General features: G+C 45.5%; 12 protein-coding genes. 6 read left to right on the top strand and 6 right to left on the bottom strand.

The features are described 5' to 3' along the window. Nucleotides 1–59 precede the first annotated feature (59 nt). On the bottom strand, nt 60–2,405 hold the full coding sequence (gene metE / locus L1D11_RS01400) for a 5-methyltetrahydropteroyltriglutamate--homocysteine S-methyltransferase (protein ID WP_239831440.1): 2,346 nt from the start codon (nt 2,403–2,405) through the stop codon (nt 60–62). 281 nt (nt 2,406–2,686) lie between these two features. Between metE and L1D11_RS01395 the strand changes: the two genes are divergently transcribed. Beyond that, the gene (locus tag L1D11_RS01395; RefSeq protein ID WP_239831439.1) at nt 2,687–3,598 is read left to right on the top strand and encodes a LysR substrate-binding domain-containing protein; all 912 of its coding nucleotides are present in this window, start codon (nt 2,687–2,689) and stop codon (nt 3,596–3,598) included. Nucleotides 3,599–3,716: 118 nt separating this feature from the next. On the opposite strand, the gene L1D11_RS01390 is transcribed toward L1D11_RS01395, so the two are convergent. Then, nucleotides 3,717–3,917, bottom strand: a complete 201-nt coding sequence (locus tag L1D11_RS01390) for a DUF4250 domain-containing protein (protein ID WP_239831438.1) — start codon at nt 3,915–3,917, stop codon at nt 3,717–3,719. Nucleotides 3,918–4,014: 97 nt separating this feature from the next. Next, the gene (locus L1D11_RS01385; protein ID WP_239831437.1) at nt 4,015–4,695 is read right to left on the bottom strand and encodes a hypothetical protein; all 681 of its coding nucleotides are present in this window, start codon (nt 4,693–4,695) and stop codon (nt 4,015–4,017) included. A 237-nt stretch (nt 4,696–4,932) separates the two neighbouring features. Here L1D11_RS01385 and L1D11_RS01380 point away from each other — a divergent pair, with 237 nt between their 5' ends. After that, nucleotides 4,933–7,302 carry a YgiQ family radical SAM protein gene (locus L1D11_RS01380; RefSeq protein WP_239831436.1) on the top strand — a complete coding sequence of 790 codons (2,370 nt, stop codon included), beginning with the start codon at nt 4,933–4,935 and terminating at the stop codon, nt 7,300–7,302. Nucleotides 7,303–7,412: 110 nt separating this feature from the next. Here L1D11_RS01380 and L1D11_RS01375 read toward each other — a convergent pair whose 3' ends face one another. From L1D11_RS01375 to L1D11_RS01365, 3 genes are read right to left on the bottom strand one after another with little or no spacing between them, the layout of a single operon-like run. Next, a complete protein-coding gene (locus tag L1D11_RS01375; RefSeq protein ID WP_239831435.1) occupies nt 7,413–7,877 on the bottom strand; it encodes a GtrA family protein in 465 nt (154 codons plus the stop codon). Continuing rightward, nucleotides 7,864–9,333: a glycosyltransferase family 39 protein gene (locus L1D11_RS01370; protein ID WP_239831434.1), complete on the bottom strand. Its 1,470-nt coding sequence runs from the start codon at nt 9,331–9,333 to the stop codon at nt 7,864–7,866. Before L1D11_RS01370 ends, L1D11_RS01375 begins: the two co-directional genes overlap by 14 nt. Beyond that, nucleotides 9,330–10,349 (bottom strand): glycosyltransferase family 2 protein, encoded by a 1,020-nt coding sequence (locus L1D11_RS01365; protein ID WP_239831433.1) that lies wholly within the window; start codon nt 10,347–10,349, stop codon nt 9,330–9,332. Before L1D11_RS01365 ends, L1D11_RS01370 begins: the two co-directional genes overlap by 4 nt. 125 nt (nt 10,350–10,474) lie before the next feature. On the opposite strand from L1D11_RS01365, the gene L1D11_RS01360 reads away from it, so the two are divergent. From L1D11_RS01360 to L1D11_RS01345, 4 genes are all read left to right on the top strand, one after another. After that, nucleotides 10,475–11,152, top strand: coding sequence for a response regulator transcription factor (locus tag L1D11_RS01360; protein ID WP_239831432.1), 678 nt, complete (start codon nt 10,475–10,477; stop codon nt 11,150–11,152). Further along, the gene (locus tag L1D11_RS01355; RefSeq protein ID WP_239831431.1) at nt 11,149–12,405 is read left to right on the top strand and encodes a HAMP domain-containing sensor histidine kinase; all 1,257 of its coding nucleotides are present in this window, start codon (nt 11,149–11,151) and stop codon (nt 12,403–12,405) included. Before L1D11_RS01360 ends, L1D11_RS01355 begins: the two co-directional genes overlap by 4 nt. A 150-nt stretch (nt 12,406–12,555) precedes the next feature. Continuing rightward, complete coding sequence (locus L1D11_RS01350; protein ID WP_239831430.1) at nt 12,556–13,503, top strand: 1-aminocyclopropane-1-carboxylate deaminase/D-cysteine desulfhydrase; 948 nt, start codon at nt 12,556–12,558, stop codon at nt 13,501–13,503. Between the two features lie 202 nt (nt 13,504–13,705). Then, nucleotides 13,706–14,443 (top strand): dienelactone hydrolase family protein, encoded by a 738-nt coding sequence (locus L1D11_RS01345; protein ID WP_239831429.1) that lies wholly within the window; start codon nt 13,706–13,708, stop codon nt 14,441–14,443. Nucleotides 14,444–14,499 lie beyond the last annotated feature (56 nt).

Below are 14,499 nucleotides of genomic sequence, written 5' to 3'. Positions count from 1 at the left end.
AGAAGGCCTCGCATTTGCGAGGCCTTTGTTTTATTGAACAATCAAAATCCTAGACTGAGTTATGCCTCAACAGATTCCCACTCTTTACGCAGAGCCTTAGTCGCGGAGACTAAGTTAGTCAATGCAGCTTCCGTCTCAGCCCAGTTACGAGTTTTAAGACCACAATCTGGGTTTGCCCATAAACGTTCTGCTGGTATTTTTTCCGCCGCTTTCTTAAGCAGGCTAATAATCCACTCTTGCGATGGGATGTTTGGTGAATGGATATCATAAACACCAGGGCCAATCGCATTCGGGTAGTTGAACTCTTCAAACGCTTTAAGCAGCTCCATGTTCGAGCGAGATGTCTCAATAGTAATCACATCAGCATCTAATGCGGCCACTGAATCAATGATTTCGTTGAACTCGCTGTAACACATATGAGTGTGAATCTGAGTCTCTGGCTTAGCACTTGCCGCACAGATCTTAAAGGCATTGACCGCCCACTCTAGATATTCTGCATGGTCACGTTTTTTAAGTGGCAGACCTTCACGAATAGCCGGTTCATCGATTTGAATAATGTTGATTCCTGCATCTTGCAAATCAGATACCTCATCGCGTAATGCAAACGCTAACTGATTCGTGATTTCTTTACGCGAGATATCTTCACGCGGGAACGTCCAACACAGAATTGTCACAGGGCCAGTCAACATGCCTTTCATCTGCTTAGATGTCAGTGATTGCGCATAGGTCAACCACCCGACCGTCATTGGCTTTTCACGCTCAATGTCCGCTACCACAATCGCAGGTTTCACGCAGCGAGAGCCGTAGCTTTGTACCCAGCCAAATTTGGTAGTCTGAAAGCCTGCTAAGTTCTCTGCAAAGTACTCGACCATGTCGTTACGTTCGGCTTCACCATGCACCAACACATCTAAATCGAGTGCTTCTTGACGTTTAACGGCATCGGCGATATGACCTTTTAGTGCAGTCGTGTATTCCGCTTCACTCAATTCCCCGCTGCGATAAGCGCTACGCTGAACACGTATCTCACCAGTCTGTGGGAAAGAACCAATCGTAGTCGTTGGCAGTAATGGTAAACCTAAAACTTTCGACTGATGTGCAGCTCGCTCTGGGTAAGGAGCACTACGGTCGGCTAGTGCTTTGGTAATCGTGTTGAGGCGAGCCTGTACCTGTGGCTTATTAACATGGGCTGCACTCTTGCGAGCCACAATCGGCTGGCTATAAGTCTCGCACGCTAAAATTGCATTTTGATCGCCGTCTAGCGCTGCCCCCAACAAGCTAACCTCTGTGACTTTTTGTTTAGCGAAAGCAAACCAACTGTTCACTTCTTCGCTAAGCGAATCTTCTAGCTCTAAATCAACCGGGCTGTGTAGCAGCGAACATGAGCTTGCGACCCAAAGCTTGTCACCTAACTTCTCTTTCACAGGTTGCAGCTTCGCTAGCTGAGTAGCTAGGTCTGCTCGCCAAACATTACGTCCGTTGATGACACCAGCAGACAGTACCCACTCCCCTGGTAATTGACTAACGACTTCATCAAGCTGCTGTGGCGCTGCAGCTAAGTCGATGTGCAATCCGTTAACCGGTAGTTTGACGATTTTGTCTAAGGTGTCTGTCACCGAATCGAAGTACGTGGTTAATAGCAGTTTCACATCACTTTGAATGACTTGATAAGCCAGTTTAAATGAATCGGCCCATTGTTTTTCAAGCTCGAGTGCAAGAATTGGCTCATCGATTTGAACCCACTCAACGCCCAACTTGGTAAGCTTAGCCAAAACTGCCTGGTAGGCTGTCAACAGTCGAGGCAATAGGGTTAAGCGGTCAAAACCCTCTTCCACCTCTTTCCCTAAGTACAAGTAAGACAACGGGCCAAGAAGGACTGGTTTCACCTTGTGCCCTGCTTGAACGGCTTCATTCACTTCATCAAACAATTGAGGCCAGCTCACCTCAAATGAGTCATCTTTACTGAACTCAGGAACGATGTAGTGATAGTTGGTATTGAACCACTTAGTCATGTCTGACGCTGCTGCACCGTTTTTCGTGCCTTCAGAGGCGTGTGTCCCACCACAACAAGCAGCTTCAACTTGTGATTGCCCACGTCCCACTCGGAACAAGGTATCTAAATCAGGGAAAGCTTTCTCCTCTTCGCTACCACCAGCATGACGCTTTGGTACATGCCCCAATAGCAAAGTCGTTGTCAGTACATGGTCGTACCATGCGAAGTCGCCCGCAGTTGCAAAGCTAAGATTCGCATCAGCTTGTACATTCCAGTTACGATTTCTCAACTCGCTACCTAGCTGTTTAAGTTCTGATTGGTCGATTTCACCACGCCAGTACTTTTCTAGTGTGAATTTGAGTTCGCGTTTTTCACCGATACGTGGGTAGCCAAGAATATGCGTTGTTGTCGTCATGAACCGATTCCTTATTTAATAATTATTAGTATCTTTTCAGACTGCCTATTGAAGATTGCGCTTTTTAAAAAGGCGTCTGGATGGCTAAAATATCTACCGAATCAGCTCGACGAACAACGTCCAAATATTCATCTTGTTTATTAAAAATATTCATCATCAGCGAGTCAGAGGTGAAGATACCCAAATCCATCTGGACATCTAGACGTTTACAAATGATAAAAAAACCCGTAGGGTGATTATTAAGAAATATTGAATTGGCTTAGGGAATATGAGGAATACTCATGATAGAGCTTAAACATCTGCGAACATTGACGACCTTGAGAGATAGCGGTTCGCTCACAGCAACAGCGACCTCTCTACACCTGACTCAGTCGGCGCTTTCTCATCAATTGAAGGATCTAGAGGCACGTATTGGTGGGCAGTTGTTCCTGCGCAAAACTCGGCCAGTAAAGTTCACCTCAGAGGGGGAGATCTTGCTTAAGCTCGCTGATGAGATTCAACCAAGAATCGCTAAAGCAGAGAATGAGTTGGCGAGCCTCAAAGAGGACGTGAATGGGCGTCTGCATATGGCGATTGAGTGTCACTCATGCTTCCAATGGTTAATGCCTGCATTGAAAGAGTATCAAGTCGCTTGGCCAAGCGTGACTCTCGATTTCTCGTCCGGTTTTGGCTTTGAACCGCTACCCGCGCTAATGGCCGGCGAGTTGGATTTAGTGATCACCTCAGACATTCAACCTCGCTCTGAGATCCACTATGAGCCACTTTTCGATTTCGAGATGCGTTTGATCACGGCGATTAACTCTCCTTTGGCCGATAAACCAAGCATTGAACCGCAAGATCTTAGCGATCTCACGATGCTTTCGTATCCGGTTCAAAAGCAACGTTTAGATGTGGTGAAACACTTCTTGCAACCTGCAGGTATAGAACCGAAGAAATGGAAGCAAGCAGACAACACCTTGATGTTAGTGCAAATGGTATCAGCCGGGTTAGGCGTTGCAGCCTTACCAAACTGGGCAATCAGTGAGTTTTCAAGACAAGGGTTGATTGCTAGTAAGCCGCTGGGTAAAGGACTTTCAAGAAGACTGTTTGCTGCGGTGAGAAATTCAGAGAAAGACAAGCGTTACCTGCAAGCATTCTTCAGCACGGCAAGGCAGCAGAGTAAGAGCCACCTGGATGGAATTGAAGTTGTTTAGCTATATAAGCTATTAGAGCTATACGAAAGTACAAAAACAAAAAAGTCACAGATTACCTGTGACTTTTTAGATTCCGCAGCATTGGTTTAGCGATACCTGTTCATTCGCGAAACATAGATTATCTTGCGCATGACTTAAATTGGTTCGTCAGTGGATCGTATTGATAGCCAAGCATGTCTAGCTTGCCTACGACACTTTCTATATCCATTTCATACATGCTAATGAGTTCTTCAAAACTGTCGCATTCCAAGCGCAGTTTTTCATTCACTATTCCAAGCAAAATAATGCTATCTAGGCTTTTGACGTTGCTTAAATCCATCTCGTACTCCTTACGAACACTCTGACTAGATTAAGTTTAGAACACTAACTCGCCTCTCGTTAAAAAACAGATCACACTTCTTAACTCAAACGGGTAATTACAGCGCCCAAATTGATGTTAGGCCAACAACAGCGGCTAACAACATCAGCAATGACACCGTAAGTTGGACCTTCTCTGACGTTTTAACAAACAGTAGGTGCCAACACCACACCACGATTGAAGAGATAAGCAGCGCAAAGCTAAACAGCAATGCTGAGATAACTGGCTCTAACTGGGCTTCAGAAAGTGAGTAAACGTTCACAACCGTCGCAAGTACTACCAGCATCCCTGTTAATACACCTACAACTGGCAAAACACGGTGAAACGCTTGTAAGCGCGTTCTTGCGATAGTCAGCAATAGATGAGCAAACGCCGCACCCAATAAAACCACCAACAATAATGTCGTGATAATACCTACAACGGTTGGTTGCTCAAATGCTTGGATAGCAACGTAAGACAACGCTAAACCACACGCCAGATACATCACCCAAATCGGGCCCGAATCACGTGTTTTCTTAGTCTGAACTTGAGAATAGAAATAAAAGATTGCGAACACGACAAGAAACGCCTCAATTTTCACTGAAGCCACGGCTAACCAAAGTACGCCAATCGCAGGTAACATTTTGTGGATACGACCACGTTGCCCCGGGCAAATATCACCCTTTACCAGAATCAAGGTTAAGATCAGTTGAGCTCCTAATAACATTGGAGCAAATTGCAGTAATAATGTTTCGACCATTGTGGATCTACTTATCTAGACTTATTTTCGCGAATAATATCAAAAACTACTGTGAACACTAATCAAAATCAAAAATTAGCGACGTTATTCAAGCCTTGAACTATGCTGTTGTTTGGCTCTTTTGTTGTTTTTATCAGCAAAATCACGAAAGACACCAGAACTAACAGGGGCATGTTCTACTGGCTAGTCAGGGCGCATGCCGCTATAATTCCCGCCTCAAAAATCAGAGGTCGAAATATGTACAGCGATATCACTCCTATTCACGAACACAAAAAATACTGGGCCGAGTGCTACGGAACTGCACCCTTTTTACCTACCAGTAGAAAGGAGATGGATGCTCTTGGATGGGATAGCTGTGACATTATTATTGTAACTGGTGACGCTTATGTTGATCACCCGAGCTTTGGTATGGCTATCATCGGCCGTCTTCTTGAAGCTCAAGGCTTCCGCGTGGGCATCATCGCTCAACCGAAGTGGGACAATAAAGATGCCTTCATGAAGCTAGGTAAACCAAACCTATTCTTCGGCATCACTGCGGGTAACATGGACTCCATGATCAACCGCTATACCTCTGATCGCAAATTACGTCACGATGATGCATACACGCCAAATAACGAAGGTGGTAAACGTCCTGATCGTGCAACCCTGGTTTACTCTCAGCGTTGTCGTGAAGCCTATAAAGGCACACCTATCGTGTTGGGTGGTATCGAAGCGAGCTTGCGTCGTGTAGCTCACTACGACTACTGGTCGGATAAAGTTCGTCGCTCTGTACTGTTTGATGCAAAAGCGGACATTCTGCTATTTGGTAACGCAGAACGTGCACTAGTAGAAGTAGCACACCGCCTTGCTGATGGTGAAGAAATCTCTAGCCTCACCAATATTCGTGGTACGGCAATCAACCTGCCAGCTGCACCTGAAGGTTACAAGATCATCGACTCTTCTCGTATCGAAAAGCCAAATAAAGCTTACGTACCAGTAAACCCGTACGAAGTGGAAACGCAATGCGATACCAAAAAAGATGAAGAGCCAAAGGCGCAGCCAATTACGATTCGCCCTTCTCGTCACGATGCGAAAACAACAGCGGTTCGTATACCTGCGTTCGAAAAGCTTAACAACGACCGTATTCTTTACGCTCACGCAAGCCGTATCTTACACCTAGAGACAAACCCGTACTCAGGCCGTGCGCTGATTCAACGTCACGGTGACCGCGAGCTTTGGGTTAACCAAGCACCAATCCCTCTAGCAACAGAAGAGATGGATTACGTGTTTGGCCTTGCTTATAAGCGTGTACCTCACCCGATGTACGGCAAAGCAAAGATTCCAGCCTACGAGATGATCAAAACCTCGGTAAACATCATGCGTGGCTGTTTTGGTGGTTGTTCTTTCTGTTCAATCACAGAACATGAAGGTCGTATCATCCAGAACCGTTCGAAAGAATCTATCTTGGATGAGATCGAAGACATCAAAGATAAGGTGCCTGGCTTTACTGGTACCATTTCTGACTTGGGCGGCCCAACGGCGAACATGTACCGTTTAGGTTGTTCAGACCCGAAAGCAGAGGTGAACTGTCGCCGCCCATCGTGTGTGTTCCCGAAAATCTGTGAGAAGCTAAACACAGACCACAAACACACCATCGACCTGTACCGTTCAGCGAGAAAAGTACCAGGCGTTAAGAAGATCATGATCGCTTCTGGTGTTCGTTACGACTTAGCGATTGAATCACCAGAATACGTGCGTGAGCTTGTAACGCACCACGTAGGTGGCTATTTGAAAATTGCTCCAGAGCATACTGAGAAAGGGCCTCTGGATCTGATGATGAAGCCGGGTATGGGCACTTACGATCGTTTCAAAGAGATGTTCGAGAAGTACAGCGCTGAAGCCGGTAAGAAACAGTACCTAATTCCTTACTTCATCTCGGCTCACCCGGGCACAGAAGATGAAGACATGCTTAACCTGGCATTGTGGCTGAAAAAGCACAACTACGAGTGTGACCAAGTACAGAACTTCTACCCATCGCCAATGTGTAACGCAACGTCGATGTACTACTCAGAGACAAACCCTCTGAAACGCGTTAAATACAAAAAACGTGAAGATATCCCTGTGCCAAAAGGTGACCGTCAACGTCGTCTGCATAAAGCACTGCTTCGCTACCACGATCCAGAGAACTGGAAACTGATTCGTGAAGCGCTGATCGACATGGGTAAAAAACACCTAATTGGTGATAAACCAGGTTGCTTGGTTCCTGAAGATGACTTTGATGCCCAAACACCTGCGCAGCGTCGCAAGTCTGGTCGTCACGGTTCACAACGTTTTGCTACTAAACACAGCAAATCTCAACCGGGTTTAGGCGGTGAGAAGCCACGTAACCACTCTAAACCTGGTGGCAATAAGCCAAAACCAGGGGACAGCAATGGTGGCCAAGGTAACGGTGGCGGTAATGGGAACTCTCGTAAACCAGCAACTGGCTTCATCAAGAAAGGTCCTGGTGGTCAATCACAAGGCATAGGCAGCGGAAACGGCAAACCAAACCGCAATAAAGGCGATAACGGCCAAGGTGGAAAGCCGGCTGGTAACGGAAAGAACCGTCAACGAGCTGCACAACGCTAGTATGTGAACAGATACCATTAGCGAACATAAAAACAAAAAACGCAGCTGTTTAGCTGCGCTTTTTGTATCTTTAGTTGGGAAATCTAAAGCGACATGACTTTTGAGAAAGCCTAACGGGCGAAAACCCAATACTGACTGAACAAATAGTTCGTCACCATTCCTACTAAGATACCCATTGCCATGGCGACAAAAACAGCCCCGTCAAATGCCGGCAGCATTTCTGTCGTCAGCTTAAAACACAGCAAATTAGGTATTGCCGATATCGATGCTGACAGCATGAACTTTTGCCATTGAATCAACTTATCTGACCAACCGTCCTGCCCTTTGAACTCAAACGTCAGCACACGATTGCCCAACCAAGTTGTCGTAGCGGCAGCAATGAAGGCACCTATCCTTGCACTCATCAATGGCAACCCGGCAAGGTAGTGCAGCAACGAGAACACTGTGCAATCAACAACAAACCCACCAACACCAACCGCAGCGAACCGAATTATCTTATGGTGGGATTGTAAATTCTGGCTGTACACCCGAAGCTTATCTTTGCAAACGCGTAAGCTTGCGTTAAGGCTGACCATAGCTTCCAATTTGAATGTGACTCAACGATTGATTGGGTTTGATGTTCTGGCTATGACAGGTGAACAAAGCTCGCTTTATTTTGACGGTCGGCTCCAAAATACAGGTCAGCGCGTTCTCTTTGATCTTGATTTCTACTTCCGATTTTTTCCCTATCAAGTAGAACTTGTCGATACCATCTAGCTGTTCAATAACGAGCAATTTCTTTGCCTGCCCATGGCTATAAAACTGCCCCGAGAATGGTCGTTTACCGACATAAAAACTTGGCGATGAATCTGTGATCTGTTCAAAGATGATACGGTCACTCTTCTCGTTCGCCTTACCTAGGTTTAGGTAAACCATCGCAATCATCAGCAACACTGGTAGAACCAAGGCCACGCTCGAGAACCACTTCTTGTCTTTTTCCACCACTAACATCGCCACTAGCAAACCAAGCGCCGGGATCCCCGGGAGAACATACGCAGGAAGAATGTTACCTGCCATGGTAAATAGAATCAGAGGTGAAATTAACCAACATACAAGAAATGAAAACAGTCCGCGATTCTCAGCGTTAATTTGAGCGATTTTGCTGCGACGAGCGAATGCTAAAACAGGTAAAACAATCGACCAAGGCGCGGCGGCTTGAATCCAGAATACCCAAATCATACCTCGCGTCTGGTCGTGTGCAGAGCCATAAAGATCCCCTTCCCAGCCGCTCACGACAAAACGCTTAAAATGCTCGCCAACAATAAAGTAATCAATAAAACCCGGTGTCGCCATTTCTGCCATGATGTACCAAGGCAAAGCGATCGCTAGCATCACACCTAATCCAGACAACAGTGGAAAGCGTTGCCATAACACTTTGAAAGCACCAAAGAAGCCATGCTGTAATACTAACCAAGGAAAAACTGCGATACCCATAATGACAAGGGCCACAGGGCCTTTTGCAAGTAAGCCTAATGCCAAGCCAATGAAACCGATATATCCCCAATTTCTATTGGTCTTGTCACTGCCTTCTCCCTGCCAACACAAATAAAATCCTAGCATCGCAATCGTCATAGATAAGGTTAGCGCCATATCCGTCATTACAGCACCGGCAGCAATCGAGAAAATGCCACAGGTCGCCAATACCACTGCCGCAACCAGCGCACTTTGTCCAGTACGCTTCGCCATATACGCGACCAATAAAATCGTCACAAAACCAGCCAACCAATGTGGAGCACGGACAGCGAACTCGCTTAACCCAAAAAGCTCAATACCAATCGCGCTCATCCAGGTAAACATCGGAGGCTTACCCCAAAAAGGGATGCCGTAATCGAACTGAGGGGTTAACCAATTGCCGGTTTCCACCATTAGACGCGCCATTTCCCCATAGCGAGCCTCAGTGGTATCCATCAACGGATACGTCGCCAAAGATAAGAGCCTCAGAACCAGTGCAAAAGCCAGTAAATACCATAGATGTGTTCTATTCAGGCTCATGCCGATTCCTCTAATTTAAAATGTGTTTTTAACGCAGGCGTATCGACCACAGATTGGATCAGATACAAAGGACGATTCTTGGTTTCAATGAAAATACGACCTATGTATTCCCCCATTAAACCGATACTCAGAAGTTGAATGCCACCGAGGGCAAGTTGAACCACCATCATGGATGGGTATCCTGTGATTGGCTCACCAAACATCATAGTTTTAAAGACAATAACCATCCCGTAGATAAACGCGCTCAATGCGACCAAGCCACCGACTGCCGTAGCAATACGCAATGGTCGGATAGAGAATGACGTGATGCCATCCATCGCCAACCCGATCAGCTTAAGGTAATTCCACTTCGTCTCCCCACAGAAACGCGCATCACGATTAAATTGAATGGTCGCTTGGCGGAAGCCCGGCCAAGAAAAAATGCCTTTCATGTAGCGGTTACGTTCTGGAAGTTGGTTAATATGGTCGACAACTTCACGGCTCAGCAGTCGAAAATCCCCCACATTCTCTGGAACGTCAATCTTGGCAGCCGCATTCATCACTTTATAAAAGCTGGCCGCTGAGAACTTCTTAAACCAAGTTTCTCCGTCACGTTGGCGACGTTGCATGTTCACCACGTCATAGCCTTCACGCCATTTGGCAATCATTTGAGGAATTAACTCAGGAGGATCTTGCAAGTCTGCATCTAATAAGATCACCGCTTGCCCGCGACAATGCTCTAAGCCAGCACTCATCGCCGACTCTTTACCGAAGTTACGGCTCAGTCCGATAACAGAAATAGAACTATTGATAGAGGTAAATGAGCTCACCACGTCTAAGCTGTTATCTTTACTGCCATCATCGACATAAACAATCTCACTGGTAATCGGCAGGTTATCTAACACCTTGGTTAAACGTGAATGAAACTCTTCCAACACCTCTTGTTCGTTATAAAAAGGCACAATGATAGACAGCAAAACCGCTGGGTGGATCTGCGAGAGGGATTCGTTAGGTCGGCTAATATGAAGTTCAGACATAATACGTTCTTCTATTTATTAATCTGAGTTCAATTTACGCGCTCATAAGTGAAAGTTATGTTATTGACATATTTTTCACGCTCACCCAGGATAATGTTACTGTCTATTGCTGTATGAGAATCAAAATGAAACGAGTTCTATTAGTCGAAGATAACCGTGAAATTGCAGGTGTCTTGTTTGATTATTTTGAGTGTATTGGGATGGAACTTGATTATGCAGACAACGGGGAGCTTGGACTGCAACTCGCAATGGAAAACTCATTTGATATCATTATTTTAGATCTGATGTTGCCACGAATGGATGGCCTTACCGTTTGCAACAAGCTGCGAGAGCAAGGTAACGCAACGCCTATCCTGATGCTGACTGCACTCGATAGCCGTGAAGATATGTTGAAAGGCTTTGACCACGGTGCGGATGACTATCTCACCAAGCCCTTTGACTTAGATATTCTAGAAGCAAGAATGAATGCAGTGGTTCGCCGTTACCGAGGAAAAGTGGCGTCCTCTAAACTTCAATTTGACGAGCTCACCATCGACCAGAAAACCCGCAAAGCTTACCGTCAAGACAAGCTACTTGCACTCAACCCAACCACCTATACCATTCTTGAGATGCTGTGCCAGAATGCACCTGAAGTGGTAACGCGTGAAGACATCTCGTACAAGCTATGGGAAGAAGACGAACCGAACAACGATGTGCTACGTAGTCACATCTACCAACTGCGTAATCAACTCGATAAGCCCTTTGATACCCAGATGCTAATTACGGTTCCTAAGGTTGGATTCCGCCTGGAGTCTTACAATTGATTCTCAATGTTCTCACTAGTACAAAAACCCTAACAGGCCGCTTAGCGCTTTTCTTTGGCTTAATGGCGGTGATTGTGACGGCATTTGTCTATGTGGTCTTTATATCAGCACTGTTTTTGTCTGAAGACAGCGTCGGCGAAAGGCGAATCCTGATTGACCGCAACTACGCCATCAGTCAGTTTCAAGCTGGGGAGAATGGTGAATTAAGAATAGATGAACTGACTACGGCCTATAATGACCCAACCCTCATACCGGAAGAATACTCTAAATTTATAAAAGGCAGAGAAAACTTCCTTGGCGAAGTGGGTCAAGAACCAAACTCGCGCATGGTCTATGTTGGTGAGTACACACACCAAGGAAAAACCTATCCTATTATTCTACTGTCTGAAATAGACCTTATCGAACTGGACCAAACAGAATCAGTGTACGCGACAATGTTTATACTCACGTTGCTCTCTATCCTAATTTTTTGTTTTGGTTCAATACTTTATCGATTATCCAAACGGCTTATTGAACCATTTAACTCTCTCTCTGCACAACTTGAGTCGAACAAACTCAACCTCAACGAAGAATTTGGAGTAAGTGACGATGCTGCGATTGAATTCCGTCAACTGACCGATCAACTCAATCAATATCGTCGAGAAATCAACTCCCTTATCAAACGTGAGCAAGCCTTTGCGCGCTACGCAAGTCATGAATTGAGAACACCATTAACGGTTGCTCGTGGCGCTAATAAACTGCTGATCCGCAGTGAAACGACAGAGTTTCAATCTCGTCAGGTTGAGCGTATTGATGACGCCATCGTGCAGATGTCGGAGATGGTCGATGCCTTGCTTGGCCTCGTACGATATGAAAGAAACAGTGACGACGCACCACTGCGCTTATTTAGCCAACAAGAACTAGAAGCTATTGTGTCAAAAAGCACTTCACAGGCCTCTGACAAAGAGGTCGATATATCATTAATCGTTGAGTCTGAGCCGACTATTCAAGCCACCAGCGCTATCATGAACATGCTGATTGGTAACCTACTAAGGAATGCTATTGCTGCGACCAATAGTGGTACTGTGACAATTACTTTGTCTCCAAACGGCATTACAATCGAAGACCAAGGCGAAGGCCTGCAAGATCAATACAACCCTAACGGCCACGGCTTAGGACTGCTGATTGTTGACGACCTGTGTCAACGCTATCACTGGGACTTCAAACTGTTCAACCGAACTTGCGGTGGATGCACAGCTCAAATCACCTTTTAGAGCGATCGATATTCACTAGTATCTATTGGATTCAATATCGAGTGAAAACTTGATGTAGTTGGTTTACAGAGCCAATAACCTGCTAGATACTCGTAAGTCCAATTTGATTTTAAAATGCTGGCTTTTTAGTCGGCATTTTTACTAAGTGCGATGAAACTAAATAATAGCCCTGTAACTCAGCATCAATACAACGGCCACACTTTTTTCTTAAAGCGTGATGACCAACTACACTCCCATTTTTGTGGCAATAAAGCTCGCAAGTTTATGAAGTTGCTAGAAGACGATCATCCGAACATTACTACCCTGATCAGCTACGGCTCAGCTCAAGCGAACTCTCTGTTCTCACTCGCGGCATTGGCAAAGATTAAAGGTTGGACGCTGGAGTTTTACGTCGACCACCTACCTCAATGGTTACAAGAGCGACCAATCGGCAATTACCGTGGTGCTATTGACCTGGGCGCTAAAGTCATTTCAGTTAAAGCAACAGGTTCAGAACTTCATCCACAACAGTACATCGATCAAGTGAGAAAACCAGACTCACAGTGCATCGTATTACCTGAGGGTGGCCGCTCTCAACTTTCCGAATATGGCGTAAAACAACTGGCGATGGAAATACTGAGCTGGACTCGCTTTGAAAACCAATACGATTTTGTTGTGGCCCTACCCGCAGGCACTGGCAGTACTGCACTTTATCTTCATAAGCACCTAAAGTTACACAATATTCCGGTGCTCACTTGCGCTTGTGTTGGTGGAAGTGACTACCTCACTCAGCAATTCAATGAGCTTGGCGAAAGCGAACATCCGCAGATATTGCCTCTCCCGAAAAAGCATCACTTTGGTAAACTGTATCAACAGGACTATCAGACATGGCTAGATCTTCAGGAGCAAACTGACATTGAGTTCGATCTGCTTTATGACCCATTAATGTGGCAATGTTTAGAGCAATGGCAGGCAGATAACCCAACCAAAACCATTATCTATATTCATCAAGGTGGCATCTTAGGAAACGAGTCGATGTTACCACGCTACCAACGAAAGTATCCTGATATCAGAACAAGTCTTTCTAGCAGCGATAACAGCACAGCCCCTACTTGGTAGTGGTTCAAACCTCCTAAACCTGTTATTCGAACAATCACGGTGACGGCTTACTGTGATTGTTTCTTCCGTTTAAGTTTCTTTCCATTTAAGACAAGTACCCTTCTTGCTTTGCCGATCAAAGCCAAACTGACAACCTGGCGAGAATCATAACGTTATCTATACTTTCCATTGAATTGTCACTCATCACCTGAAGGATTAATCTATGCGAGCACTTACTGCACTAGGTCTGTTTTCGGTTTTGCTTCCTTTTGCAGCACACTCTGGAGAAAACGTCATCTACCAGGTGGATGGCATGGAATACGAAGGTTATTGGAGTGAAGCCAGCGATCAAGCCCCTCTAGTACTTTTAATACTCGATTGGGATGGGTTGACCGACTACGAGAAAAAGCGTTCTGAAATGCTCAACGAACTCGGTTACAACGTGTTTGCTATCGATCTGTTTGGAAAAGACATTCGCCCAACAGAAGTGAAAGATAAAAAGCAACATACGGGCGAGTTGTATAATGACCGTGAAAAAATGCGCGCACTACTCAATGCAGGCGCTATGGAAGCGCAAAGACTTGGCGGTAGCTTAGATAACAATGTGATGATGGGGTATTGTTTTGGTGGTGCTGCCGTATTAGAAGCCACGAGAGCAGGAATTCCATCTAAAGCTTATGTCACCTTCCACGGTGGTCTATCGACACCGAAAAGGCAAGACTACTCACAAACCAAAGCTCCTGTTGTCGTGTTCCATGGCACAGCAGATTCGATGATTACAATGGAAGATTTTGGAAGCCTTGCTACTCAACTCGAATCGACCAAAGCCCCACATGAAATGATCACTTATAGTGGTGCACCACACGCCTTCACAGTATTCGGGTCTAATAACTATCATCATGAAGCTGACCAAAAATCATGGCAGCGATTCACGCATGTGTTAGAAACCACCACCCGATAAGACATAATACTCAAGCCAAATCTGCCCATGCTTAATAAACATGGGCTGACTCGTAT

It is taken from the genome of Vibrio sp. Isolate32 (assembly GCF_022397955.1).
GTDB lineage: Bacteria > Pseudomonadota > Gammaproteobacteria > Enterobacterales > Vibrionaceae > Vibrio.
This window is presented reverse-complemented; position numbering and strand designations above follow the sequence as displayed.